The organism is Pantoea sp. S-LA4 (genome assembly GCF_054482835.1).
Genome location: NZ_JBTLRC010000002.1, coordinates 702,725 through 727,585, shown reverse-complemented (window position 1 = coordinate 727,585; position 24,861 = coordinate 702,725). Strand labels below are relative to the sequence as shown.

Annotated in this window: 23 protein-coding genes; 12 read left to right on the top strand and 11 right to left on the bottom strand. The window is 53.9% G+C overall.

Annotated features, from left to right (window positions below):
* Window positions 1–35: 35 nt before the first annotated feature.
* The 9 genes from ACX3P5_RS04185 to bolA all read right to left on the bottom strand — a co-directional run bounded on the left by ACX3P5_RS04185 (window position 36) and on the right by bolA (window position 10,451).
* Complete coding sequence (locus tag ACX3P5_RS04185) at window positions 36–437, bottom strand: acyl-CoA thioesterase (protein WP_233985110.1); 402 nt, start codon at window positions 435–437, stop codon at window positions 36–38.
* Window positions 438–537: 100 nt separating this feature from the next.
* On the bottom strand, window positions 538–891 hold the full coding sequence (locus ACX3P5_RS04180; RefSeq protein ID WP_233985111.1) for a helix-hairpin-helix domain-containing protein: 354 nt from the start codon (window positions 889–891) through the stop codon (window positions 538–540).
* 139 nt (window positions 892–1,030) lie between these two features.
* Window positions 1,031–2,899: a peptidylprolyl isomerase gene (gene ppiD / locus ACX3P5_RS04175; RefSeq protein WP_233985112.1), complete on the bottom strand. Its 1,869-nt coding sequence runs from the start codon at window positions 2,897–2,899 to the stop codon at window positions 1,031–1,033.
* 247 nt (window positions 2,900–3,146) lie between these two features.
* Window positions 3,147–3,419: a nucleoid-associated protein HU-beta gene (gene hupB, locus ACX3P5_RS04170; protein WP_014606441.1), complete on the bottom strand. Its 273-nt coding sequence runs from the start codon at window positions 3,417–3,419 to the stop codon at window positions 3,147–3,149.
* Between the two features lie 215 nt (window positions 3,420–3,634).
* Window positions 3,635–5,989 (bottom strand): endopeptidase La, encoded by a 2,355-nt coding sequence (lon, locus tag ACX3P5_RS04165; RefSeq protein WP_094120192.1) that lies wholly within the window; start codon window positions 5,987–5,989, stop codon window positions 3,635–3,637.
* A 186-nt stretch (window positions 5,990–6,175) separates the two neighbouring features.
* Entirely contained in the window at window positions 6,176–7,447 is a 1,272-nt protein-coding gene (gene clpX / locus ACX3P5_RS04160) for an ATP-dependent protease ATP-binding subunit ClpX (RefSeq protein ID WP_233985113.1), read from the bottom strand.
* 133 nt (window positions 7,448–7,580) lie between these two features.
* Window positions 7,581–8,204 (bottom strand): ATP-dependent Clp endopeptidase proteolytic subunit ClpP, encoded by a 624-nt coding sequence (gene clpP, locus ACX3P5_RS04155; protein WP_094120191.1) that lies wholly within the window; start codon window positions 8,202–8,204, stop codon window positions 7,581–7,583.
* A 334-nt stretch (window positions 8,205–8,538) separates the two neighbouring features.
* The gene (gene tig / locus ACX3P5_RS04150) at window positions 8,539–9,843 is read right to left on the bottom strand and encodes a trigger factor (RefSeq protein WP_233985114.1); all 1,305 of its coding nucleotides are present in this window, start codon (window positions 9,841–9,843) and stop codon (window positions 8,539–8,541) included.
* Between the two features lie 293 nt (window positions 9,844–10,136).
* On the bottom strand, window positions 10,137–10,451 hold the full coding sequence (bolA, locus tag ACX3P5_RS04145) for a transcriptional regulator BolA (RefSeq protein ID WP_094120189.1): 315 nt from the start codon (window positions 10,449–10,451) through the stop codon (window positions 10,137–10,139).
* 286 nt (window positions 10,452–10,737) lie between these two features.
* On the opposite strand from bolA, the gene ACX3P5_RS04140 reads away from it, so the two are divergent.
* The 8 genes from ACX3P5_RS04140 to ACX3P5_RS04105 all read left to right on the top strand — a co-directional run bounded on the left by ACX3P5_RS04140 (window position 10,738) and on the right by ACX3P5_RS04105 (window position 19,564).
* Window positions 10,738–11,316, top strand: coding sequence for a lipoprotein (locus ACX3P5_RS04140; RefSeq protein ID WP_233985115.1), 579 nt, complete (start codon window positions 10,738–10,740; stop codon window positions 11,314–11,316).
* Between the two features lie 57 nt (window positions 11,317–11,373).
* Window positions 11,374–12,864 carry a muropeptide MFS transporter AmpG gene (gene ampG / locus ACX3P5_RS04135; RefSeq protein WP_233985116.1) on the top strand — a complete coding sequence of 497 codons (1,491 nt, stop codon included), beginning with the start codon at window positions 11,374–11,376 and terminating at the stop codon, window positions 12,862–12,864.
* A gap of 442 nt (window positions 12,865–13,306) precedes the next feature.
* Window positions 13,307–14,233, top strand: coding sequence for a cytochrome o ubiquinol oxidase subunit II (gene cyoA / locus ACX3P5_RS04130; RefSeq protein WP_233985117.1), 927 nt, complete (start codon window positions 13,307–13,309; stop codon window positions 14,231–14,233).
* Between the two features lie 4 nt (window positions 14,234–14,237).
* On the top strand, window positions 14,238–16,220 hold the full coding sequence (gene cyoB, locus ACX3P5_RS04125; RefSeq protein ID WP_233985118.1) for a cytochrome o ubiquinol oxidase subunit I: 1,983 nt from the start codon (window positions 14,238–14,240) through the stop codon (window positions 16,218–16,220).
* Window positions 16,220–16,837, top strand: coding sequence for a cytochrome o ubiquinol oxidase subunit III (locus ACX3P5_RS04120; RefSeq protein ID WP_013356987.1), 618 nt, complete (start codon window positions 16,220–16,222; stop codon window positions 16,835–16,837). Before cyoB ends, ACX3P5_RS04120 begins: the two co-directional genes overlap by 1 nt.
* Window positions 16,837–17,166 (top strand): cytochrome o ubiquinol oxidase subunit IV, encoded by a 330-nt coding sequence (locus ACX3P5_RS04115; protein WP_008924889.1) that lies wholly within the window; start codon window positions 16,837–16,839, stop codon window positions 17,164–17,166. The genes ACX3P5_RS04120 and ACX3P5_RS04115 overlap by 1 nt, the downstream gene beginning before the upstream one ends.
* A 13-nt stretch (window positions 17,167–17,179) precedes the next feature.
* The gene (cyoE, locus tag ACX3P5_RS04110) at window positions 17,180–18,067 is read left to right on the top strand and encodes a heme o synthase (RefSeq protein WP_094120184.1); all 888 of its coding nucleotides are present in this window, start codon (window positions 17,180–17,182) and stop codon (window positions 18,065–18,067) included.
* 132 nt (window positions 18,068–18,199) lie between these two features.
* Window positions 18,200–19,564: an MFS transporter gene (locus ACX3P5_RS04105; protein WP_233985119.1), complete on the top strand. Its 1,365-nt coding sequence runs from the start codon at window positions 18,200–18,202 to the stop codon at window positions 19,562–19,564.
* Between the two features lie 298 nt (window positions 19,565–19,862).
* Here the strand turns inward: ACX3P5_RS04105 and ACX3P5_RS04100 are convergent, their stop codons facing one another.
* On the bottom strand, window positions 19,863–20,354 hold the full coding sequence (locus ACX3P5_RS04100; protein ID WP_003852530.1) for a YajQ family cyclic di-GMP-binding protein: 492 nt from the start codon (window positions 20,352–20,354) through the stop codon (window positions 19,863–19,865).
* A gap of 135 nt (window positions 20,355–20,489) precedes the next feature.
* Here ACX3P5_RS04100 and panE point away from each other — a divergent pair, with 135 nt between their 5' ends.
* On the top strand, window positions 20,490–21,410 hold the full coding sequence (panE, locus tag ACX3P5_RS04095; RefSeq protein WP_233985120.1) for a 2-dehydropantoate 2-reductase: 921 nt from the start codon (window positions 20,490–20,492) through the stop codon (window positions 21,408–21,410).
* Window positions 21,364–21,960: a protein deglycase YajL gene (gene yajL / locus ACX3P5_RS04090; RefSeq protein ID WP_458968325.1), complete on the top strand. Its 597-nt coding sequence runs from the start codon at window positions 21,364–21,366 to the stop codon at window positions 21,958–21,960. The genes panE and yajL overlap by 47 nt, the downstream gene beginning before the upstream one ends.
* Window positions 21,961–22,026: 66 nt before the next feature.
* Here the strand turns inward: yajL and thiI are convergent, their stop codons facing one another.
* Window positions 22,027–23,475, bottom strand: a complete 1,449-nt coding sequence (thiI, locus tag ACX3P5_RS04085) for a tRNA uracil 4-sulfurtransferase ThiI (RefSeq protein WP_233985122.1) — start codon at window positions 23,473–23,475, stop codon at window positions 22,027–22,029.
* Between the two features lie 232 nt (window positions 23,476–23,707).
* On the opposite strand from thiI, the gene xseB reads away from it, so the two are divergent.
* Window positions 23,708–23,950, top strand: coding sequence for an exodeoxyribonuclease VII small subunit (gene xseB / locus ACX3P5_RS04080; RefSeq protein WP_094120180.1), 243 nt, complete (start codon window positions 23,708–23,710; stop codon window positions 23,948–23,950).
* Complete coding sequence (gene ispA / locus ACX3P5_RS04075; protein WP_458968324.1) at window positions 23,950–24,849, top strand: (2E,6E)-farnesyl diphosphate synthase; 900 nt, start codon at window positions 23,950–23,952, stop codon at window positions 24,847–24,849. The genes xseB and ispA overlap by 1 nt, the downstream gene beginning before the upstream one ends.
* Window positions 24,850–24,861 lie beyond the last annotated feature (12 nt).

Below are 24,861 nucleotides of genomic sequence, written 5' to 3'. Positions count from 1 at the left end.
GGCGGCAATCAATCCCGGTTGCCGCTTCTGCTCTGTCAGGATGCAATCAGGCGTGTCAGCCGCTCACGTAACTCGCCCTCCAGCGGCACCGCTTTCTGACTGCGCAGATCGATGCAGACAAAGGTCAGCGCGGCATCGGCGACAACCGTTTCTCCTCCCGCCAGCAACACCCGCTGCGCAATAATGCCGCTTTTACCGTTCAGTTGAGTTATCTCGCTGTCGATAGCCAGCACGTCGCCCAGCACTGCCGGGCGACGATAGTTGATGTTGATGTTTACCACCACAAACGCCAGTTTTTGCTCAAGCAACCAGTGAAACGCCTCAACCTCTTCCAGCCATTGCCAGCGCGCCTCCTCAAGAAATTCCAGATAGCGCGCGTTGTTAACGTGCTGATAGACATCGAGATGGTAGCCGCGCACTTTAATTGTGGTCTGCATGTTTATGCTCTCCTGCTGCTGCGAGTTAACTGGTTGGACCTGTTCACTTTAGCAGAGTGGTTTCCCTACAGCAGAGAAAGCATCAGAGATGCGCGGCGCTTCACAATTTCAGTCGGGCCGCATTTCGCTCCACCAGGGCGTTACCGATACCCGGCACCTCATTTAATTGCTGAATCGCGCTGAACGGACCGTACTGTTCGCGATAGCTGACAATCGCTTGCGCTTTCTTCAGCCCGACCCCGTTCATCGCCGCCGAGAGCTGTTCTGCGGTCGCCTCATTGATGCTGACCTGCTCCTGCTGCGGTACGGCTGCAGATGGCGTTGAGGATAGGTCAGTTTTCGCGGCTGCGCGGCTGTCCGAAGCGGGCGCGGGTGCGGCAGAAAGTGAGGTCTGATAAAGCGCGCCGCCCAGCGCAAGTGAAAGGTAAAGGGCGAATAAAGTAGATTTAGCCATGCTGTATTTCTCCTTGTGGTTAACAGCCATCACAGAGTGTCACCAAAGAAGAGAGGCTTCAAAACAGCGATCTCAGATATGGAAAAGGCCGCGAATGCGGCCTTTGATTATTTCAGTTGTTACGCAGTTTTTGCGAGGCTTACTGCATTTGTGCGGCAGCGCCGTACTTAATTTTGGCCTCTTTACGCAGATTCTGCAGCAGCGCTTCGAAGGTCAGCTGGGCATTATTCTGCGTCACGCCTTTGACCATTTCATCAATCTGCGCCTGCGGCATGCTGCCGGTCGTCACTTTATCTACCGCCACCAGCACCACATTGCCCTGCATATCTTCGCTCACGCCCCAGGATGGCTTATTCTCTGCCGGCTGTGGCAGATTAAAGGCCGCCTGTGCTACCGGGTCCTGCGCGTTGCGATCAACCGTTTTGCTGGCGCTCAGAGTCAGGCCCGCAGCGGTTAACGCATCCTGTTTACCGGCTTTCAGATCGGCCAGCAGCTTGTCCGCCTGTGATTTCGCCTGCTGTGTGGCTTTATCGTGTTTCAGGGTGTCCGCAATCTGGGTTTTAACCTGATCCAGCGGCTTGACCGCTTCCGGCTTGTGCTCGCTGATACGCAGTACAAAGGCCCGGTCGCCGTCAACGCTGATGATGTCAGAGTTATTGCCAGGCGCACCGTTCTGACCAACCAGACCTCCGTTAAAGATCGCCTGTTTCACCGCGTCGAAGTCGAGCTCTTTCGGCAGCGCATCCTGACTGAACCAGCCGGTTTCTTTGGCTTTCAGACCGGAAGCCTGCTCGGCACCCGCCAGCGATTCATTATCGTTGCTGGCCGCTTCGCTGACTTTCTGCTGCAGTTTATAGAAGGCATCCACGCCCTTCTCCTGCTTCACTTTCGCGGCGATGGCATCACGCACTTCATCCAGCGGCTTAACCTGCTCTGGCTGAATATCGTCGAGACGCACAATCAGGAAACCTACAGAGGATTTAATCACCCCGGACATCTGGCCTTTTTCAGTCAGACCCGCATTTTTCAGCTCATCTGGCGTGGTCGCAGGTTCCAGCCAGCCCATATCACCGCCTTTACGTGCGGAAATCGGGTCGATGGATTTGGTTTTTGCCAGATCAGCAAAGCTGGCACCGTCTTTCAGCTGGGCCAGCAACGCCGTGGCATCCGCTTCGGTTTTGGTCTGAATCACGCTGTAGCGATTACGCTGCGGCTGGGTATAGTCTGCTTTATGCTGGTCGTACCAGGCCTGAATGTCGGCCTCGCTGGCAGCCTGCTGCATGCTGGCCGCATCCATCAGAATGTAGCTGACACGGAACTGTTCCGGCGCCATGAAATTCGCTTTATGCTGCTGATAATACTGATTGATTTCATCATCAGTCACGGTCTGCTTTGCCGCCAGCGCGTTAACATCCAGCGTCGCCTGACGAATAGCGCGCTGCTGTGAAACCAGCTCCACCAGTTTGCTGGTTTCGCCCTTGAGCATAAAGTCCGTGTTCGCGACCGCGTTAATCAGCTGCTGATTAGAAAGTTGCTTACGCAGCGCTTCAGCATACTGGTCAGCACTGAAGCCCATGCTGCCGATCATGCCCAGATACTTCGCGTTATCAAATTTGCCGTTGGTCTGGAAAGCCTGCTGATTAAAAATCGCCTGCTTGACCTGATCGTCACTGATGCTGAGATGCAGATCTTTGATGTAGCTGGCGAGCAGGGCCTGATCGACTAACTGCGACAGCGCCTGCTGGCGGATCTGCTGCATGTAACCGTCATTACTGGCCAGCTGAGAGAACTGATCGCCCAGCATCTGCTGCTGACGGCTGCGCTCACTGTTGAACGCCTGCTCCAGCTGCGCCCGGCTGATTTCCTGACCGTTAACTTTGGCTGCATAGTCATTGTTGCCGCCAATCAGATAGTTGCCAACGCCCGTCAGCACAAAGGAGAGGATAATCAACCCCAAAATAATCTTGAGCACGACATGGTTCGACGCCGCGCGTAAATTGTCCATCATGGTATGACAACACTCCGCTGTAGTGTGAATGTAAAGCTCGGGCGCAATACGCCGTTTCCTGACGCATTACGCAGCTGCAGACTACGCTGTCAGCCTCAGTCCGGTTCAGGTCCCTGTTACGGTCTGATTATCGCCGGTTAAAACAAAAAAGGCACATCTGATTGATGTGCCCGTATGTTACATGAGAACGCGTTAACCGTCCTCTGATCCACTGAAGAAAATACGTCAATGAACGTTTTCGTTGTTATTAATTGACTGCGTCTTTCAATGCTTTACCAGCACGAAAACCCGGTACTTTACCGGCCGGAATAGTGATCTCTTTACCGGTTTGTGGGTTACGACCAGTACGTGCAGCACGCTCGCGCACAGAGAAAGTACCGAAACCAACCAGCGCCACTTCATCGCCGCCTTTCAGCGCGTCAGAAACAGAACCCATAAATGCATCTAAAACACGTCCCGCTGCTGCTTTAGAAATATCAGCATCCGCAGCAATTTTGTCGATCAACTGTGACTTATTCACTCTATTCATCCCCTCTTTTATTATTTCACATCGTCCCCGCGCTTCCCGCCGGATCCGAACGCGCAGCAAGTTATATCAAGCCTGTGGAGCCGAAACAACGTAATTTCTCCGAGAACACCGCTTCGGCAGCCACCTAAATTAGCGGCACAAAAAAAAGCTGGCAAGCACCATTTGCCCTGCCAGCTTCGCTTTTTAACGGTTTATGCCGTTAATCACTATTTTGCTGTCGCGACCTGCATACCGTAAGGCGCATTTTCCAGTGCCAGATTCAGCACTTCTTCAATGCGTTTCACCGGATGGATGTCGAGATCGGCAATCACGTTCTGTGGAATTTCTTCCAGATCGCGTTTGTTGTCATCCGGGATCAGGACCGTTTTAATCCCACCACGGTGGGCTGCCAGCAGCTTCTCTTTCAATCCGCCAATCGGCAGTACCTGACCACGCAGGGTGATTTCACCGGTCATCGCCACGTCGGCGCGAACCGGATTCCCGGTCAGACAGGACACCAGTGCGGTACACATGGCAATACCGGCACTTGGACCATCTTTTGGCGTCGCGCCTTCCGGAACGTGAACGTGGATATCACGTTTTTCGTAGAAGTCGCCATTGATGCCCAGTTTCTCTGCGCGGGCGCGGACCACGGTTAAGGCGGCCTGAATTGACTCCTGCATCACCTCACCCAGGGAACCGGTATAGGTCAGCTTGCCTTTACCCGGCACGCAGGCGGTTTCGATGGTCAGCAGATCGCCGCCCACTTCAGTCCACGCCAGACCGGTAACCTGACCCACGCGGTTTTCACTGTCAGCACGACCGTAGTCAAAGCGCTGCACCCCAAGGAAATCCTTCAGGTTTTCACCGTTGATGGTGATGTGCTTTTGCGTTTTGTCCATCAGCAGCGACTTCACGGCTTTACGGCACAGTTTCGACAGCTCACGCTCAAGGCTACGCACACCGGCTTCACGGGTGTAGTAGCGGATGATGCCGACGATTGCACTGTCTTCAACCGTGATCTCATGGGCTTTCAGTGCGTTACGCTCAATCTGCTTCGGCAGCAGATGCTGTTTGGCGATGTTAAGTTTTTCATCTTCGGTGTAACCCGACAGACGAATCACTTCCATACGGTCAAGCAGCGGTGCCGGAATGTTCATTGAGTTCGAGGTCGCCACGAACATCACATCCGACAGGTCATAATCGACTTCCAGATAGTGGTCGTTGAACGCAATGTTCTGCTCAGGATCAAGCACTTCCAGCAGGGCCGAAGCCGGATCGCCACGCATATCAGACGACATCTTGTCGATCTCATCCAGCAGGAACAGCGGGTTTTTGACCCCAACTTTTGCCATTTTCTGGATCAGTTTGCCCGGCATCGAACCGATATAGGTGCGGCGGTGACCGCGGATTTCAGCTTCGTCACGCACGCCGCCCAGCGCCATACGCACATACTTACGTCCGGTCGCTTTAGCGATTGACTGACCCAGCGAGGTTTTACCTACCCCTGGCGGTCCGACCAGGCAGAGGATCGGGCCTTTGATTTTGCTGACGCGACTCTGGACCGCAAGATACTCAAGGATACGATCCTTCACGCGCTCAAGGCCGTAATGATCGGTATCCAGCGTCTCCTGGGCTTTACGCAGGTCTTTTTTGACTTTACTGCGCGCATTCCACGGAACCTGCACCATCCAGTCAATGTAGCCGCGTACCACTGTCGCTTCAGCCGACATCGGTGACATCATTTTCAGCTTCTGCAGTTCAGCTTCCGCTTTTTCACGCGCCTCTTCCGGCATTTTTGCCGCGTCGATTTTGCGTTTTAACGCTTCGTACTCGTCAGGCGCATCGTCCATCTCGCCCAGCTCTTTCTGAATCGCCTTCATCTGCTCATTCAGATAGTACTCACGCTGGCTCTTTTCCATCTGCTTTTTAACGCGGTTGCGAATACGCTTCTCAACCTGCAGCAGATCGATTTCCGATTCCATCATCGCCATCAGATATTCCAGACGTTCGTTAACGTCGGACATCTCCAGCACAGACTGTTTATCAGCCAGTTTCAGCGGCATATGGGCAGCGACGGTGTCGGCAAGGCGCGCCGCATCGTCAATGTTGTTCAGCGAGGTTAATACCTCAGGCGGGATCTTTTTATTGAGTTTGATGTAGCCTTCAAACTGATTGATTGCGGTGCGCACCAGCACTTCCTGCTCGCGCTCTTCAATCTCTGGTGAAACCAGATATTCAGCTTGTGCCACAAAATGATCGCCGTTATCGGCCAGCGTCGTAATGTGGGCGCGCTGCAAACCTTCGACCAGCACTTTAACCGTGCCATCCGGCAGTTTCAGCATTTGCAATACAGACGCAACGGTCCCTACTGAGAAGAGATCGTTAATGCCAGGTTCATCCGTTGAAGCCTCTTTCTGTGCGACCAGCATGATCTTCTTATCATGATCCATTGCGGCTTCGAGGCACCGAATTGATTTTTCCCGGCCAACAAACAACGGAATTACCATGTGCGGATAAACCACCACGTCGCGCAGCGGCAACACGGGGATTTCAATGCGTTCAGAACGCTCAGGATTCATAGAGCTCTCTCTTAGTTTAATGTCCGCCAGGTGATGGGAACCGCATCAGGCAGGTATGCAGTTAAACCCACAGGTATCTGAGTATATGGGGATGATCGTCCGACATTCAACGTCACAGAGGTGAGAAAAGCAAAAGGGGAAACATTTTCCCCTTTTTTAAGATGACAACCTGGATGATCTGTTTATTTATTCGCCAGAAGCCTGCGCTTCGTGCTTACCGTAAATCAGCATCGGCTCAGACTGACCATCAATAACTGATTCATCAATCACCACTTTTTCGACATCTTCCATCGACGGCAGGTCGTACATGGTTTCCAGCAACGCCCCTTCGACGATTGAACGCAAACCACGCGCACCGGTTTTACGTGACATCGCTTTTTTCGCGATAGCGGTTAACGCCTCGTCACGGAACTCCAGCTCAACGCCTTCCAGGTTAAACAGCGCCTGGTACTGTTTTGTCAGGGCGTTTTTCGGTTCACGCAGAATCTGAATCAGCGCTTCTTCACTCAGTTCGCTGAGGGTGGCAACCACCGGCAGACGACCAATGAATTCCGGGATCAGACCAAACTTGATCAAATCTTCCGGTTCGCACTGTGAAAGCAGTTCGCCTTCGCTGGCTTTCTGCGATTTGCCTTTTACGGTGGCACCGAAACCAATACCCGATCCGGTTTCCACACGCTGGGCAATCACTTTATCCAGTCCGGCAAAGGCGCCGCCGCAGATAAACAGAATTTTTGAGGTATCAACCTGCAAAAATTCCTGCTGCGGATGCTTACGTCCACCCTGCGGCGGAACGGCAGCCACGGTGCCTTCAATCAGTTTCAGCAACGCCTGCTGCACGCCTTCGCCCGACACGTCACGGGTGATGGACGGGTTGTCAGACTTACGTGAAATCTTGTCGATCTCATCGATGTAGACGATGCCGCGCTGTGCTTTCTGAACGTCGTAATCACACTTCTGCAGCAGCTTCTGAATGATGTTCTCGACATCTTCACCCACGTAACCCGCTTCGGTCAGCGTGGTGGCGTCCGCCATGGTGAACGGGACGTCCAGCAGGCGAGCCAGGGTTTCTGCCAGCAGCGTTTTACCGCTACCGGTTGGGCCAATCAGCAGAATGTTACTTTTGCCCAGTTCGATGCCATTGCTGGTATCACCATTGCGCAGGCGTTTGTAGTGGTTATACACCGCTACAGCCAGCACTTTCTTCGCCTTTTCCTGACCGATTACATAATCATCGAGGTGATGGCGAATTTCATGCGGTGTAGGCAGCGCGCTACGTTCGCGATGCGGGGCAACTTCTTTAATCTCTTCGCGAATGATGTCGTTACACAGATCAACACACTCATCGCAGATATACACTGACGGCCCGGCAATCAGCTTTCGCACTTCATGCTGGCTTTTGCCGCAAAAAGAGCAGTACAGCAACTTTCCTGAACCGTCTTTGCGCTTATCTGTCATCAGTTAACCTCTTCTTGTTCTCAGGCCATACCGGCGTACGGCGCTGGCCGTGCGGAGACGGCCGAAATTCATTCAACCCAAACTATACCCTTATCCCGTTAACTATAGCGTAAGGACAAGGGTAAAGCGGGTCTTATTCTCGATGCGTCAGAATTGAATCGACTAATCCATACTCTACCGCTTCATTCGCCGAGAGGAAACGGTCACGCTCGGTATCACGCTCAATTTCTTCCAGAGTTTTACCGGTATGTTCAGCCATCAGCTCATTCATACGCTGCTTAACTTTCAGGATTTCACGCGCATGGATTTCAATATCTGATGCCTGACCCTGATAGCCGCCCAGCGGCTGGTGGATCATCACGCGTGAGTTTGGCAGGCAGAAACGCTTGCCTTTAGTGCCCGCCGTCAGCAGGAAGGCGCCCATTGAGCAGGCCTGTCCCATACAGATGGTGCTGACATCCGGTTTGATAAATTTCATGGTGTCGTAGATCGACATCCCGGCGGTAATCACCCCGCCTGGTGAGTTGATGTAGAGATAGATATCTTTTTCCGGGTTCTCTGCTTCCAGAAACAGCATCTGCGCCACGATCAGATTCGCCATGTGATCTTCAACCTGGCCGGTCAGAAAGATGACGCGCTCTTTGAGCAGACGGGAGTAGATGTCGTAAGAACGCTCACCGCGCGAAGTTTGTTCGACCACCATTGGCACCAGCGCATTGTGCGGTGCTGTATATTCACGATCGCCACTGTATGACATTACCGTCTCCTGGATAAATTTCATTGGCAACATTCTGTACCGATTCTACGTAAGACGAGCGGGAAAAACCACGCTGCGCCTCTTTCCGACACCTCAGGACGGTTAATCAGTCAGCATAACTGTTTTCTTGCATACTCCCTGTATCTGGGGATGCTGCCCAGTTGTTTCAAGCATAACAACCTTTTCCTCAATCGCTAACCCGGAAAAAGCGATGCGTGAATAATTTGCCGATTAATTAGGCAAATAGCGGTCAGGAGTGTGCGCTCAAACGCGAAACACAAAAAAGCCCGCGACTTTTCAGTCACGGGCTTAGCACAGACGGTTAACTGCGTGATCAGGCCTGAGCGGTCTGATTCATCAGATCCTGGAAGTTGGTCTCTTTCTCGGTCACTTTAGCTTTCGCCAGTACCGCTTCAACCGCTTGCTCTTCCAGCGCGACGTTGCGCATGTTGTTCATCAGCTCGTTATTCTTGCTGTAGAACTCGATGACTTCCTGCGGATCTTCATACGCAGACGCCATCTCTTCGATCAGCGCCTTAACGCGATCTTCATCAGCTTTCAGCTCGTGGGTACGAATCACTTCGCCCAGCAGCAGGCCCACAACTACACGGCGTTTCGCCTGCTCTTCAAACAGTTCGCGTGGCAGTTCCAGCGCTTGCTGCTCGTTGCCACCGAAACGCTGTGCAGCCTGGCGACGCAGAACGTCGATTTCGCTGTCGATCAGGGCAGCTGGCACGTCGATTTCGTTAGCGGCAACCAGGCCATCAATCGCCTGAGTTTTCACGCGGTTACGGATTGCGCCTTTCAGCTCACGATCCATGTTCTTACGCACTTCTGCACGCAGACCGGCAACTGAACCATCTTCAACGCCGAAACGTTTGATGAATTCCTCAGTCAGTTCTGGCAGTTCGCGCGTCTCAACTTTCTTCAGCACGATCTCGAACTTCGCATCTTTCCCTTTCAGGTTTTCTGCGTGGTAGTCGTCCGGGAATTTCACGTCGATAGTGAAAGTCTCGCCCGCTTTGTGGCCCACAACGCCTTCTTCGAAGCCTGGGATCATGCGGCCCTGGCCCATCGCCAGGACGAAATCAGAGGCTTTGCCGCCTTCGAATTCTTCACCGTCTACTGAACCGTTGAAATCGATAGTGGCACGATCTTCCGGACCCGCTGCTGCATCGCTTTCGATCCAGTTAGCCTGCTGCTTGCGCAGAGTGTCCAGCATGGTGTCCACATCAGCATCGGTCACTTCAACCAGTGGTTTTTCGACTTCGATGTTTTCCAGGCCTTTCAGCTCAACTTCCGGATAGACTTCGAACTCAACCGCGTAGGTGAAATCCTGACCTTCTTTGTATTCGCCCGGCACATAGTTTGGTGCGCCAGCCGGATTGATCTTCTCTTTGATGATGGCGTCAACGAAGTTACGCGTCATCAGATCGCCCAGCACGTCCTGACGGACAGAAGCGCCGTAACGCTGCGCCACGATGTTCATCGGCACTTTGCCTTTACGGAAACCATCGATGCGGACTTTCCTGGCAACGTCAACCAGTTCTTTTTTTACTGCGCTTTCGATGCTGTCAGCAGCGACAGTAATCGTAATGCGACGGCCCAGGCCCTGAGTGGTCTCTACAGAAACTTGCATCTTGTTACCTCAAAAAATCACGTGCTCGGTCAACTTCAGACACCACACATAGTGAAATGCGCCGTATCCAACAACCGGGACGGCTTCCGTGAAGAGAACCTGATCCCTGTTACCAGAAGCGTCCCGAAGACATTCCGGAAAAATAGACGCAGCATTATAGCGGCATCGCTGGAATGAGTCGAGGATGCTAACTCACCACTTTTCAGCAGCTTTGCTGCTTTTTTGAGCCGGAGATCGCGTTTCTGGCGAAATAACAGAAAAAAACGGCCCGCAGGCCGTTTCAGAGGAGAGCGTCAGGCGAGCGTTCCGGCACCGCGACAGTTTGGCGAAGCCAGCACTGTATCCTGCAGTCCTTCCCACTCTTTCAGGGTATAGGTATGAAGGGCTAAAGCATGCACGCTGCCGGCTAATTCGGCCGCGAGTTCACCGTAGATGGCACGATGTCGCGCCAGGAAACGTTGACCAGCAAAGCAATCACTGACAATAACCACTTTGAAATGGCTCTCAGACCCGGCAGGAACGTTGTGGCGATAACTTTCGTCATGCACTTCCAGATGAGCCGGCTCAAAAGCCAGGCGCAGCTTTTCTTCTATTTGTTCGCGAATCATGGGTATTACTCCTCAATGGCGAGCGCTGTGCCCCATCTCTTTCAATCTTAGTCGCTTTTCCCGCGCTTTCCCGCAGCCCGACGGTAAATATTACATTTGCGGGCCGGGCCACAACGGCGCGCATGATAACGCAGAGGAAAGCGGCAGCAAACCCTGACCTGAACGATCCCGTTTAAAATCTGCCTGAGACGTATTTTCCCCTTTAACGGGGCTTTTTTCACTGCCGGGCAATGCTATGATGGCGGCAGTTTTTGCAAACCAACCCCCGACACCCACGAGAAAAAGTATGTTGAAAAAACTGTTATTCCCGCTGCTGGCTGCCTTCATTTTGGCCGGCTGTGCAACCAGCAATAATACCCTTACTATCCAGCCCAAAATTCAGCTGCCTCAGCAGGACCCTGGCCTGATGGGCGTAACTGTCAGCATCAACGGCGCCGATCAACGCAGCGATCAGGCGCTGGCAAAAGTGAACCGTGATGGTCAGCTAGTGACGCTGACGCCTTCGCGCGATCTGCGTTTCCTGCTGCAGGAAGTGCTGGAGAAGCAGATGACCGCACGCGGTTATATGGTGGGCCCGAATGGCGCGGTCGATCTGCAGATTGTGGTGAACAACCTCTATGCCGACGTGACCCAGGGCAATGTGCGCTACAGCATTACCACCAAAGCGGATATCTCCATCATCGCTACCGCGAAAAATGGCAACAAGCAGGTTAAAAACTACCGCCAGACCTACAGCGTAGAAGGTGCGTTCAGCGCCAGTAACCAGAAGATCACCGACGCCGTCAACTCCACCATGAGCGATGTCATCGCTGATATGGCGCAGGACACCAGCGTCAACGACTTCATCAAGCAAAACGCCCGTTAATTCCGCTTCACGCCTGCCCGGCGCTGCGCCGGGCACATCGTTACCATCAGGGTCAGCATGAACCACTATCTTCGCCTCTTCAGTCAGAAAAACGCCGCCGTCTTATTGCTGCTTGGCTTTGCTTCCGGGCTACCGCTGGCCCTGACCGCCGGTACGTTGCAGGCGTGGATGACGGTGGAAAATGTTGACCTGAAAACCATCGGCTTCTTTTCGCTGGTGGGGCAGGCGTACGTGTTTAAGTTTCTCTGGTCGCCGATGATGGACCGCTACACGCCGCCGTTTCTTGGGCGACGTCGCGGCTGGTTACTGCTGAGTCAGCTGGCGCTGGTCGGCGGCATTGTGGCGATGGGTTTTCTGCAACCCAGCCGGGATCTGACTCTGATGGCCGCGCTGGCCGTGCTGATCGCTTTCTGTTCTGCGTCGCAGGACATCGTATTCGACGCCTGGAAAACGGACATCCTGCCGCCTGAAGAACGCGGCAGCGGCGCGGCAATTACCGTACTGGGCTACCGGCTGGCGATGCTGATTTCGGGTGGACTGGCGCTGTGGCTGGCTGACCGCTATCTGGGCTGGCAGGCGACCTACTGGCTGATGGCGCTGATGATGGTGCCGGGCATCATTGCCACGCTGATGGCCAGTGAGCCGGATACACGCATCTCCACGCCGCATTCACTGCGGCAGGCGGTGGTCGACCCGCTTAAAGACTTTTTCCAGCGCAACAACGCCTGGCTGCTGATCACGCTGATCATCCTTTATAAGCTGGGCGATGCCTTTGCCGCCTCGCTGACGACCACCTTCCTGATCCGGGGTGTGGGCTTCAACGCCGGGGATGTCGGGCTGGTGAATAAAACGCTGGGGCTGCTGGCCACCATTATCGGCGCGCTGTATGGCGGCGTGCTGATGCAGCGTCTGAGCCTGTTCCGGGCACTGATGATTTTTGGCGTACTGCAGGCGGTGTCGAATTTTGGCTACTGGCTGCTGGCGGTGACCGACAAGCATCTGTGGAGCATGGCGAGCGCAGTCTTTGTTGAAAACCTGTGCGGCGGTATGGGAACTGCCGCGTTTGTGGCGCTGTTAATGACGCTGTGCAACAAGTCCTTTTCCGCGACGCAGTTTGCTCTGCTGTCGGCGCTCTCCGCCGTTGGCCGGGTTTATGTCGGTCCGGCTGCCGGCTGGCTGGTGGAACTCTGGGGCTGGCCGACGTTTTATGCCTTTACCGTGGTCGCTGGCTTACCGGGATTAGTGCTGCTGGCATTCTGCCGCCAGACGCTGGATCAGGTACAGCAAAGCGGCACCTTCCTGGTGCGCTGCTGCTACCCGCAAGGCTATCGCTGGACCAACCGTCTGTTCGCCACAGGGTGCGGCGTACTGGCGCTGTGGTTGCTGACGCTGGCGCTTAACGCGCTCGGCGTAACAGCCCTGGCACCGTGGCTTTCAACACTGTTTGAAATCGGAATGGCGCTGACCTTGCTGGCGGTGCTGGCGGGCGTGCTGCTCGACTATCGGGCGCTGAAAAACACGCCATCCTCTGCCGCCACCAGTCATTAGCGGAATCAATGTTTCACCGGTGACCGCTTATTGTTTGCCTTCAGCCAGAGGTCGCTGAGTTTTATCATCGCGTGTTATTTTTAAAAAAAACATTCTTGCTAAAATAGGAACCTCTGAAATACTAAAAACCGGTGAGCAATTAGTTTGGTTAAATTTCATCGATCAAATGATGCGAATTTGTTAAATAATCTGGAGATAAAAGTAAGGGTTATTCCTTTCCCTGATTTTTTAGCGGTTACTTCCATTGGTTTTTGTTATATTGGCCCCAACTGCTTGTCTGCGTTAATAATTTGTCACCTGAAGCAACATCTGTGACACCCTTAGCAAAAGGTGTCAACACGCCTCTGACACATCCTTAAGCTGGTTTACACTGCATAAACCTTCCCGTAAAATGCGCGCACACTTAAACGACAATAGAGCCCTTTGTCATTGAGGTCGTTAAATGAGACTCAGTAAATACAATAAAAGTTTGGGGATTTTGTCATTAATTGCAGGCACTTTATTAATGAGTGGCTGCGATAGTGCATTGTTAAATCCCAAAGGACAGATTGCACTGGAGCAACGTTCGCTGATACTGACTGCCTTTGGCCTGATGTTGATCGTCGTCATCCCCGCAGTCTTGATGGCCGTGGTGTTTGCCTGGAAATATCGGGCGTCCAACACGAATGCGAAGTACAGCCCGAACTGGTCACACTCTAACAAAGTGGAAGCCGTGGTCTGGACCATTCCGATCCTGATCATTCTCTTCCTCAGCGTGCTGACCTGGAAATCAACCCACGCACTGGAGCCCAGCAAACCGCTGCAATCTGATGTGAAACCGGTTGAGATCGATGTGGTTGCGCTGGACTGGAAATGGTTGTTCATTTACCCGGAACAGGGTATTGCGACCGTGAACCAGATTGCCTTCCCGGCAAATACGCCCGTGAACTTCAAAATCACGTCCAACTCCGTCATGAACTCTTTCTTCATCCCGACGCTCGGCAGCCAGATTTATGCGATGGCTGGTATGCAGACCAAGCTGCATCTGATTGCGAATGAGCCAGGGATTTTCGACGGTATCTCTGCGAACTTCAGTGGTCGCGGTTTCTCTGGCATGAAGTTTAAAGCCATTGCAACCAAAGACGATGCGGAATTCCAGCAGTGGGTGGCTAAAGTTAAAGCAGCCCCTAACACGCTGAACACTATGGAAGATTTCGAGAAAGTGGCTGTGCCAAGCGAAAATCATCCGGTGGAATATTTCTCTTCAGCTGATCCGAAACTGTTCTTGCAAGTCATTAACAAGTTCAAGATGAGCCACGGGAAAATGGACATGCCAGAGCACGAAGGTATGGACATGAGTCACGCCGCTTCCGCGGGAGCCGAGGAATAATACGATGTTCGGAAAATTAACACTGGATGCAGTGCCGTACCATGAGCCGATTATCATGGTTACGGTCGCCGGTATCATCTTAGGTGGTCTGGCGGTCATTGCTGCCATCACCTATTTTGGTAAATGGCAATATCTGTGGTCAGAATGGCTAACGTCTGTTGACCACAAAAAACTGGGTATCATGTATATCATCATGGCCTTCGTCATGCTGCTGCGTGGCTTTGCCGATGCGATCATGATGCGTACCCAACAGGTTCTGGCTTCGGCCGGGGAAGCAGGCATATTGCCACCGCATCACTACGACCAGATCTTTACCGCGCACGGCGTGATTATGATCTTCTTCGTGGCGATGCCGTTCGTGGTTGGCCTGATGAACATCGCCGTTCCGCTGCAGATTGGCGCACGCGACGTTGCGTTCCCGTTCCTGAACAACCTGAGCTTCTGGTTTACTGCGGTCGGTGTGATCCTGGTTAACCTGTCGCTGGGTGTGGGCGAGTTCGCACAGACCGGCTGGCTGGCCTATCCGCCGCTCTCCGGCGCGGAGTACAGTCCCGGCGTCGGGGTCGATTACTGGATCTGGAGTCTCCAGCTCTCCGGTATTGGTACGACCTTAACCGGTATTAACTTCTTCGTGACCATTCTGAAGATGCGCGCACCGGGCATGAGCCTGTTCAAAATGCCGGTCTTTACCTGGACTGCGCTGTGCACCAACGTCCTGATCATCGCTGCGTTCCCGGTTCTGACCGTTACGCTGGCGCTGCTGACGCTTGATCGTTATCTCGGCTTCCATTTCTTCACCAATGAAATGGGCGGGAACATGATGATGTACGTCAACCTGATCTGGGTCTGGGGTCATCCGGAAGTGTACATTCTGGTCCTGCCGGTGTTTGGTGTGTTCGCAGAAATTACCGCGACCTTCTCCAAAAAACGTCTGTTTGGTTACACCTCGCTGGTGTGGGCGACCATTGCCATTACCGTTCTGTCGTTCATCGTCTGGCTGCACCACTTCTTCACCATGGGTGCGGGTGCCAACGTTAACGCCTTCTTCGGTATCATGACGATGATCATCGCGATTCCGACCGGGGTTAAAATCTTTAACTGGCTGTTCACCATGTATCAGGGCCGCATTCAGATGCACTCTGCCATGCTGTGGACCGTTGGCTTCCTGGTAACCTTCTCCGTAGGGGGTATGACCGGCGTACTGCTGGCCGTTCCGGGTGCTGACTTCATTCTGCACAACAGCCTGTTCCTGATTGCACACTTCCATAACGTGATTATCGGTGGTGTGGTGTTCGGTTGTATGGCGGGCGTGACCTACTGGTTCCCGAAAGCCTTTGGCTTCACCCTGAACGAAACCTGGGGCAAGCGCGCATTCTGGTTCTGGATTATTGGCTTCTTCGTTGCCTTTATGCCGCTGTACGCACTGGGCTTCATGGGTATGACCCGTCGTCTGAGCCAGGATATCGATCCACAGTTCCACTCCTTGCTGGTGGTTGCTGCGGTCGGTGCCGGTCTGATTGCAATGGGTATCCTGTGTCAGCTGACCATGTTCTACGTTTCGGTCCGTGACCGTGACCAGAACCGCGATCTGACCGGTGACCCGTGGGGCGGCCGTACGCTGGAGTGGGCAACCTCTTCACCACCACCGTTCTACAACTTTGCCGTGATCCCGCATGTGCATGAGCGTGACGCTTTCTGGGAAATGAAAGAGAAAGGCGAAGCGTACAAACAGCCGGAAAAATATGAAGAAATTCATATGCCGAAAAACAGTGGTGCCGCGTTGATCATCTGTGCATTCGCCACGGTTATGGGCTTCGCGCTGATCTGGCACATCTGGTGGCTGGCAGGTCTCTCTTTCCTCGGCATGATCGTTACCTGGATCGTGAAGAGCTTCGACGAGGACGTGGATTACTACGTACCGGTTGCCGAAGTTCAGAAGATTGAGAAGCAGCACTTTGACGATATCAGCAAAGCAGGTCTGAAATAATGTCAACTGAAACTCTGATTAAGCATCACCACGACGCCCATGCGGAGCATGGGCATCACGATGCAGGAGCCAATAAAGTCTTTGGCTTCTGGATCTACCTGATGAGTGACTGCATTATCTTCGCAACCCTGTTTGCGACCTATGCAGTTATGGTCAACAACACTGCCGGTGGCCCGGCAGGTAAAGATATCTTTGAACTGCCGTTTGTTCTGGTAGAAACCGCCCTGCTGCTGTTGAGTTCGATCACTTACGGCATGGCTGTTATCTCCATGAACAAGGAGCAAAAAGGTGCCGTTATCGGCTGGCTGGCGCTGACCTTCCTGTTCGGTCTGGGCTTCATCGGCATGGAAATCTATGAATTCCATCACCTGATTGCAGAAGGCTTTGGTCCGGATCGCAGTGGCTTCCTGTCTGGCTTCTTTACGCTGGTCGGTACCCACGGTCTGCACGTGACCTCAGGTCTGATTTGGATGCTGGTGCTGATGTTCCAGGTCTCTAAACGCGGCCTGAATGCCACTAACCGTACCCGTATCATGTGTCTGAGCCTGTTCTGGCACTTCCTGGACGTGGTCTGGATTTGCGTCTTCACCGTTGTATATCTGATGGGAGCCATGTAATGAGTCATTCTGTTAACGAACATGGCGCTTCTCACGGTAGCGTGAAGTCTTACATGATCGGCTTCATCCTCTCTATCATCCTGACGGCGATCCCGTTCTGGATGGTAATGGATGGCAGTGCCTCTCACGGTACCATTCTCGGTGTTGTGCTGGTCTGTGCAGTGATTCAGGTGCTGGTGCACCTGGTTTACTTCCTGCACTTAGACAGCAAATCTGAGGGTGGCTGGAACATGGTGGCCATTGTCTTCTCGGCAATCATCATCCTGATTGTCGTTGTAGGCTCACTGTGGATCATGTGGAACCTCAACTACAACATGATGCCTCACTAAAGAGTCGCGCGTAATGTTTAAGCAATACCTGCAAGTTACAAAACCAGGAATTATTTTCGGGAATTTAATTTCTGTGATCGGCGGATTTTTGCTGGCTTCTAAAGGCAGCATTGATTACGCCCTGTTTCTCACCGCACTGGTTGGCGTGTCACTGGTGGTCGCATCAGGTTGTGTTTTCAACAACGTGATTGACCGCGACATCGACATCAAAATGGAGAGAACCAGGAATCGGGTGCTGGTAAAAGGCCTCATCTCCGCGAAAGTAAGCCTGGTTTATGCCACTGTATTGGGTATTGCTGGCTTTGCGTTGCTCTATTTCGGCGCTAACCCGCTGGCCATGTGGCTGGCGGTGATGGGCTTCGTGGTGTACGTGGGCGTTTACAGCCTCTATATGAAGCGTAACTCCGTCTACGGTACGCTGATCGGCAGCCTGTCTGGCGCCGCGCCGCCGGTGATCGGTTACTGCGCGGTCTCCAACGAGTTTGATGCGGGCGCGTTAATCCTGCTGGCGATCTTTAGCCTGTGGCAGATGCCGCATTCGTATGCGATTGCTATCTTCCGCTTTAAAGATTACCAGGCCGCCAACATCCCGGTTCTGCCGGTGGTGAAAGGTATCTCGGTGGCGAAGAATCATATTACGCTCTACATTCTGGCGTTTATGATTGCCACGCTGATGCTGACGCTGGGGGGTTACGCTGGCTACAAATATCTGGTGGTCGCTGCGGCCGTCAGCGTCTGGTGGCTGGGCATGGCGTTATCGGGTTACAAGACCTCTAACGATCGTGTCTGGGCGCGGAAGCTGTTCGTTTTCTCTATCGTCGCTATCACCGCGCTGAGCGTGATGATGTCGGTAGATTCGATGGCACCCGCCTCAAAAGACCTGCTGACTTACATCGGGTAACCGATACCGCAACAGCATGAAAAGGGCGCGATTTTCGCGCCCTTTCTTTTTGTTACCACTGCTTAAAAACTATTATTTTACCCGCCCTGCCCCGCCCCCTAGAATGAACGCAGCACATTAACAGAGGTTGGAATGAACGATAATAAAATGACTCCGGTGGAGCTGCGCGCCACATGGGGCCTCGGTACGGTCTTTTCCCTGCGCATGTTGGGAATGTTCATGGTCCTGCCGGTCTTGACCACTTATGGCATGGCGTTACAGGGTGCGAGCGAAACCTTAATCGGCCTGGCGATTGGCATTTATGGCCTGGCTCAGGCGATATTTCAGATTCCTTTTGGTCTGCTCTCAGACCGTATCGGTCGTAAGCCGCTGATCGTTGGCGGGCTGCTGCTGTTTGTGCTCGGCAGCGTCATCGCGGCCTGCACCGAATCGATCTGGGGGATTATCCTGGGGCGCGCTCTGCAGGGCTCCGGGGCGATTGCCGCCGCGGTGATGGCGTTACTGTCCGATCTGACCCGTGAACAGAACCGCACCAAGGCGATGGCCTTTATCGGCATCAGTTTCGGTATCACTTTCGCGATTGCGATGGTGGTCGGCCCGATCGTCACTCATGCGCTGGGTCTGCATGCGCTGTTCTGGATGATCGCGATCCTGGCCTCGCTCGGCATTGTGATTACCCTGCTGGTGGTGCCATCTGCCTCTCACCATGTGCTGAACCGTGAATCCGGCATGGTTAAAGGCAGCTTCCGCAAAGTGCTGGCCAATTCCCGACTGGTTAAACTCAATATCGGTATTTTCTGCCTGCATGTGCTGTTGATGTCGAGCTTTGTCGCCCTGCCCGGCCAGTTTGAGCAGGCGGGCTTACCGGCTCCGGAGCACTGGAAAGTCTATCTCGCGACGATGCTGATTGCCTTTGCCGGCGTGGTGCCGTTCATCATCTACGCCGAAGTGAAACGCCGCATGAAGCGAGTGTTTGTGGGCTGCGTCGGGACGATCGTGGTGGCTGAGATCGTGCTGTGGGGCGCGGCGGGTCACTTCTGGACGCTGGTGATCGGCGTTCAGCTGTTCTTCTTTGCCTTTAACCTGATGGAAGCGATTCTGCCGTCGCTGGTGAGTAAAGAGTCGCCCGCTGGCTATAAAGGCACGGCGATGGGTCTTTACTCCACCAGCCAGTTCCTCGGCGTGGCGGTAGGCGGCAGCATGGGCGGCTGGGTATTCGGTCACTTCGATGCGCAGACCGTATTCCTGGTCGGTGCCATCGTTGCCGCCGCCTGGCTGTTTGTCAGCATGACAATGCAGGAGCCGCCATACGTCAGCAGCCTGCGTCTGGTGCTGAGCGATGCGGCACTGGCGGCCCCCAATCTGGAGCAGCGCCTGAAAGCCCAGCCTGGCGTCAACTCGGTGTTCATCGTGCCGGAAGAGAAAAGCGCTTACATCAAAATTGATAGCAAGATTACCAGCCGCCCTGAGCTGGAAGCTCTGCTGGGTAGTTGCTAGCTTAAAAAAGTTTAGTGATAACGTCAGCTCGTTTCGCTTCAGGATCGAGCTGGCTCAGGGAACACGGTCAGATCGGAAAGTCGCAAAAGCCGCCATCCATGGCGCTTTCGCGTCTTTGCGAAAGGCACATGCTCCCTGAACAAGCGCGCGATCGCACAAACGCCTTACAGCTCCCAACTCCCTCCAGAATTTCGACTTTTTTAAAGCAACAGAAGCCCACCCAAACTCAACAACAAAAAACCCGGCCTTAGCCGGGTTTTTATCACTGCATTCATGCTGAAACTCAGCCTGCTGCCGCTTAATCGCGGAAGTTTTTAAACTGGAATGGCTGTCCCAGATTGCTGCCGCGCACGATTGCCATCGCACCCTGCAAATCATCACGCGCTTTGCCGGTCACGCGCAGGGCTTCACCCTGAATCTGCGTCTGCACTTTCAGCTTGCTGTCTTTAATCAGCTTCACCAGCTTCTTCGCGACATCGCTTTCAATGCCTTTTTTAAGTTTGGCATCCACCGCCCAGCTTTTACCGCTGTGCTCAATCTCTTCCGGCACCTCTAAAGCACCGCCTTCAATTCCGCGCTTCAGCAGTTTCTCACGTAAAATATCGACCAGCTGTTTGACCTGAAAATCGGACTCGCTGGTGATTTTGATGGTTTCATTCTTTTCGTTGAGCTCAAATTCGGCGCTCACGTTGCGGAAATCAAAGCGGGTAGACACTTCACGGTTGGCATTTTCCACCGCATTGCGAATTTCCTGCAGATCGACTTCTGAAACGATATCGAAAGATGGCATCTCTTCTTCTCCTGACGCTAAAGTGACATGCATAATACGCGTCTTAAGGCGCTAAATAAAATCAGGCTGCGTACAACGCTATACTTGTACAGTGACAGTAAATAATAAATGGATAGCCCGCCAGCGGGAGGCAGTATGAAAATTACCGTGTTAGGTTGCGGTGCTCTGGGGCAGGTCTGGCTCACGGCGCTGGCTCGCCAGGGACATGAGGTTCAGGGATGGTTACGGGTCCCTCAGCCTTATTGCTCAGCCAATGTCGTCGATCCGCAAGGCAACATTTCAAACCGTACGTTTATCGCTAACGATCCGCTGTTTCTGGCTGAAAGCCAGCTGCTGCTGGTGACCCTGAAAGCCCCGCAGGTCTCCCCGGCGGTTAAAAATCTTGAAAGCGTGCTGGCAGAAAACTGCCCGGTGCTGCTGTTGCACAATGGCATGGGGACGCTGGAGGAGCTGAAAGGGCTGACTCAGCCGCTGCTGCGCGGCGTCACCACTCATGCCGCGATGCGCGACGGCACGGTGATTAAACACATCGCCAGCGGCATCACTCATATCGGTCCCGGCAACCGCAAAAGCGCCGCTTACAGCGACCTGGCTGAGATTCTGCATCATGCGCTACCCGACGTCGCCTGGCACGACAATATCCGCGCCGCCTGCTGGCGCAAGCTGGCGGTCAACTGCGTGATTAATCCGATGACGGTAGAGTATGAGTGTCAGAACGGTGCGTTACGCGCCTATGCCGACCCGATCGCACGCTTGTGCGAGGAGATCAGCTGGGTCATGGAGCGCGAAGGTCAGGCCGTCGCCAGCGAAAGCCTGCAGGATATGATTTTCGACGTGATTGAAAGCACCGCCGCCAATACCTCGTCGATGCTGCAGGATATCCGCGCTCAGCGGCTGACTGAAATCGACTATATCAGCGGCTTTCTGCTGCGCCGCGCCCGCGCCCACGGCCTGGTGCTGACTGAAAACAGCCGTCTGTATGACATTGTTAAACGTAAGGAGTCTTATTATGTCCGCGAACGCATCGGTACTGGTTTGCCTGGCACATGGCAGTGAAGAGACCGAAGCCGTTACCACTATCGACCTGCTGGTGCGGGCCGGACTGAAAGTGGTGACCGCCAGCGTTGAGAGTGATGGCAGCCTTGAAATCCGCTGCTCACGTGGCGTTCGCCTGCTGGCCGATGCGCCCCTGGTCGAGGTGGCAGATAACGATTATGCGGCGATAGTGCTGCCCGGCGGGCTGAAAGGCGCAGAGACATTCCGCGACAGCCCGCTGCTGGTCGAAACGGTGCGGCAGTATCATCTTAACGATAAAATTGTTGCGGCCATCTGTGCCGCGGCCGGTACGGTACTGGTGCCGCACGATCTGTTCCCGGTAGGCAACATGACGGGCTTTCCCGGCCTGAAACAGACGATTCCTGAAGAGAAATGGATGGAGCGTCGGGTGGTCTGGGACCCGCGGGTGAAGCTGCTGACCAGTCAGGGACCCGGTACTGCGATGGATTTTGCCCTGAAGCTGATTGATCTGCTGGTGGGTAAAGAGATGGCGCGCGAAGTAGCGGCACAACTGGTGCTGGCTCCGGGCATTTACGACTATCAGGCCTGATGATAACAGCGGCGGCCAGTCAGGACGGTGATCGTCCCGACTGGCGATGTTACCGGCGGAGAAGCCCTACGGGCGGTAAACTTTAACGTTTTTAAAGCCCTGCTCATGCAGATAAAGCGCCTGCAGACGACTCATCACGCCGCGATCGCAATAGAGCAACCAGGTACGGTTCTGATCGAGATCGCCAAACTGGCTGCTGAGCTTATAAAACGGCAGCGATTTAACCTCAGTCGCACTGAGCTTGAGCGGATTCTCTTCCTGCTCATCAATCGCCCGAATATCCAGCACGATATCGTTATCGCCCAGCGAGGCCACAGTTTCAACTTCCACCACCTCTTCTTCGGTCTGCTCAGCGATGGTACGGATATCGACGTTGGTCGCCTCTTCCACTACCCGATTGAGAATAGCGAAGTCGAAATTCTGCTCCTCTGCCTCAATCTTCGCCTTAACCGCTTTCACCGTCGGGCTTTTTGAGATCACGCCGCAATACTCCGGCATGGTGCTGGCAAAATCTTCAGTACCGATCTCACGCGCCACCTTGATGATGTGCTCTTTATCATGCGAGATCAGCGGACGCAGAATCAGGGTGTCCGAGGCGTTATCGATCAGGCGCAGGTTAGTCAGCGTCTGGCTGGAGACCTGGCCGACTGCTTCACCGGTCACCAGCGCCTGCACGCCGTAGCGCTCAGCAATGATGGAGGCGGCACGCACCATCATGCGTTTCAGCACCACGCCCATCTGGCCATCATCCACTTTTTCCAGGATTTCACCCACCACCGGCTCGAAATTGATCGCCACAAAGCGAACCCGATGCGAACGGCCAAAGCGATTCCACAGGTAGTGCGCGACCTGACGAACGCCGATTTCATGCGCTGCGCCGCCCAGATTAAAGAAGCAGTAGTGCACGCGGCTGCCGCGACGCAGCAGCATATAGCTGGAGACGCCGGAGTCGAAGCCGCCAGAAATCAGCGACAGCACATCTTCCTGAGTGCCGATCGGGAATCCGCCCAGCCCTTCGTAGCGCGCCGTCACCAGCGTCAGCCGGTTCTCTTCCACTTCAAGATTGACCGTCACGTCCGGGTTTTTAAGCTGAACGCGCGCGCTTTCGATGTGCTGATTCAGTCCGCCACCGACATAACGTTCCACATCCTGTGAACTGAAGCTGTGCTTACCGCGACGCTTAACGCGGACACAGAAGCTTTTTCCTTCCAGGCTGTCGCGGTACTGGGCTAAGGTCTGCTCAAAGATATGATGAATATCGGTATATTCGCGATCTTCTACCGCTAAAACGTGGTGGATCCCTGGAATGCGCGTCAGCTCATCAGGAATAATCTCCCCGAGCGCCGGATTTTTAGAACGCACTTCAATATGATCCCAATAGCGCACGACCGCGATATCCTCACTGACAGTCTTAAGGACATTGCGGATATTGCTGGCAAGAATCTTAATAAAGCGCAAACGCACCGACGGACTCTTGATGGTGATTTCAGGAAATAACTTGATGATAAACTTCATGGCGACACAGCTTCGTTGGGCAAATAAGTGCTAAAACAGGCAGCACTTAGCTGGTAAAATCACAAAATTGCGGGCTGCATGGCGCAACCGCATCCGAGGCGCAGGAGTATATCACCTTTGTCAGGTGACTGCTTCTTCAACAGCCGCCGCATTGATTATTTTGCTAATCATTTGGTCTCAGCTACCATGACCGATTGCAGGATAATGTCCCAACCGTGAGTCGACCCAAAATATGCCGAAAAAAGCCGAACAGCCAGCCAGCTTTGAAACGTCATTGCAGCAGCTGGAACAGATTGTCAGCCGTCTGGAAAGTGGTGAACTGCCGTTGGAAGAGGCACTGAATGAGTTTGAGCGGGGCGTGCAACTGGCGCGTACCGGTCAGCAAACGTTGCAACAGGCTGAACAGCGTGTGCGCATTTTGCTGAGCGACGATAAAGATGCCGAACTCACCTCTTTTACCCCGGAAAACGACTAATGGATTTTGCCCAGATGCTGAATGGGTATCACCAGCAGGTGAATGCCGCATTGACGCGCTTTATAGAGCCACTCCCTTTTCAGAGTTCTCCTCTGGTTAATGCCATGCATTATGGGGCATTATTAGGCGGTAAACGCCTGCGCCCTTTTCTGGTTTATGCCACCGGCGAAATGCTTCATGCCGACCCGGCGAGTCTGGATGCGCCCGCTGCGGCGGTTGAATGCATTCACGCGTACTCTCTGATTCATGACGATCTCCCTGCGATGGACGACGACGCACTGCGTCGCGGGCAGCCGACCTGCCACATTAAGTATGGCGAAGATACCGCGATACTGGCCGGCGATGCCTTACAGACGCTGGCCTTCTCGATTCTGACCGATACGCCAATGCCGGGCGTCAGCGCAGAGTATCGGCTTATGATGCTGTCGGAACTGGCGCAGGCCAGCGGCGTGGCGGGGATGTGTGGCGGTCAGGCGCTGGATCTGGCGGCAGAGGGTCAGTCGGTAGATCTGGTTCAGCTGGAGCAGATTCATCGCCATAAGACCGGCGCGCTGATTCGCTCCGCAGTGCGGCTGGGTGCGCTGGCGGCAGGCGAAACCGGTCGGGCAGCATTACCGGCACTCGACCGCTATGCTGAGGCTATCGGCCTCGCCTTTCAGGTACAGGACGACATTCTGGATGTGGTGGGCGATACCGCGGTTATCGGAAAACGTCAGGGAGCCGATCAACATCTCGGCAAAAGCACCTATCCTTCACTGTTAGGGTTAGAACAGGCCCGTGCTAAAGCGCGGGATTTGTATCAGGAAGCCCTTGATGCATTAGAAATTCTCGCAGCGCAATCCTATAACACCACAGCATTGCAGGCGCTGGCGAGCTTCATAATTGAACGCGACAAATAACTTCCATAATGA

What these genes read in the sequence shown, in the direction of transcription:
- cyoA (WP_233985117.1), top strand. Translation starts at nt 13,307, where the DNA reads ATGAGACTCAGTAAATACAATAAAAGTTTGGGGATTTTGTCATTAATT.
- clpX (WP_233985113.1), bottom strand. Translation starts at nt 7,447, where the DNA reads ATGACAGATAAGCGCAAAGACGGTTCAGGAAAGTTGCTGTACTGCTCT.
- ampG (WP_233985116.1), top strand. Translation starts at nt 11,374, where the DNA reads ATGAACCACTATCTTCGCCTCTTCAGTCAGAAAAACGCCGCCGTCTTA.
- lon (WP_094120192.1), bottom strand. Translation starts at nt 5,989, where the DNA reads ATGAATCCTGAGCGTTCTGAACGCATTGAAATCCCCGTGTTGCCGCTG.
- ispA (WP_458968324.1), top strand. Translation starts at nt 23,950, where the DNA reads ATGGATTTTGCCCAGATGCTGAATGGGTATCACCAGCAGGTGAATGCC.
- ACX3P5_RS04140 (WP_233985115.1), top strand. Translation starts at nt 10,738, where the DNA reads ATGTTGAAAAAACTGTTATTCCCGCTGCTGGCTGCCTTCATTTTGGCC.
- ACX3P5_RS04185 (WP_233985110.1), bottom strand. Translation starts at nt 437, where the DNA reads ATGCAGACCACAATTAAAGTGCGCGGCTACCATCTCGATGTCTATCAG.
- cyoB (WP_233985118.1), top strand. Translation starts at nt 14,238, where the DNA reads ATGTTCGGAAAATTAACACTGGATGCAGTGCCGTACCATGAGCCGATT.
- panE (WP_233985120.1), top strand. Translation starts at nt 20,490, where the DNA reads ATGAAAATTACCGTGTTAGGTTGCGGTGCTCTGGGGCAGGTCTGGCTC.
- bolA (WP_094120189.1), bottom strand. Translation starts at nt 10,451, where the DNA reads ATGATTCGCGAACAAATAGAAGAAAAGCTGCGCCTGGCTTTTGAGCCG.
- thiI (WP_233985122.1), bottom strand. Translation starts at nt 23,475, where the DNA reads ATGAAGTTTATCATCAAGTTATTTCCTGAAATCACCATCAAGAGTCCG.
- clpP (WP_094120191.1), bottom strand. Translation starts at nt 8,204, where the DNA reads ATGTCATACAGTGGCGATCGTGAATATACAGCACCGCACAATGCGCTG.
- ACX3P5_RS04120 (WP_013356987.1), top strand. Translation starts at nt 16,220, where the DNA reads ATGTCAACTGAAACTCTGATTAAGCATCACCACGACGCCCATGCGGAG.
- ACX3P5_RS04105 (WP_233985119.1), top strand. Translation starts at nt 18,200, where the DNA reads ATGAACGATAATAAAATGACTCCGGTGGAGCTGCGCGCCACATGGGGC.
- ACX3P5_RS04180 (WP_233985111.1), bottom strand. Translation starts at nt 891, where the DNA reads ATGGCTAAATCTACTTTATTCGCCCTTTACCTTTCACTTGCGCTGGGC.
- tig (WP_233985114.1), bottom strand. Translation starts at nt 9,843, where the DNA reads ATGCAAGTTTCTGTAGAGACCACTCAGGGCCTGGGCCGTCGCATTACG.
- ACX3P5_RS04100 (WP_003852530.1), bottom strand. Translation starts at nt 20,354, where the DNA reads ATGCCATCTTTCGATATCGTTTCAGAAGTCGATCTGCAGGAAATTCGC.
- xseB (WP_094120180.1), top strand. Translation starts at nt 23,708, where the DNA reads ATGCCGAAAAAAGCCGAACAGCCAGCCAGCTTTGAAACGTCATTGCAG.
- yajL (WP_458968325.1), top strand. Translation starts at nt 21,364, where the DNA reads ATGTCCGCGAACGCATCGGTACTGGTTTGCCTGGCACATGGCAGTGAA.
- ppiD (WP_233985112.1), bottom strand. Translation starts at nt 2,899, where the DNA reads ATGATGGACAATTTACGCGCGGCGTCGAACCATGTCGTGCTCAAGATT.
- cyoE (WP_094120184.1), top strand. Translation starts at nt 17,180, where the DNA reads ATGTTTAAGCAATACCTGCAAGTTACAAAACCAGGAATTATTTTCGGG.
- ACX3P5_RS04115 (WP_008924889.1), top strand. Translation starts at nt 16,837, where the DNA reads ATGAGTCATTCTGTTAACGAACATGGCGCTTCTCACGGTAGCGTGAAG.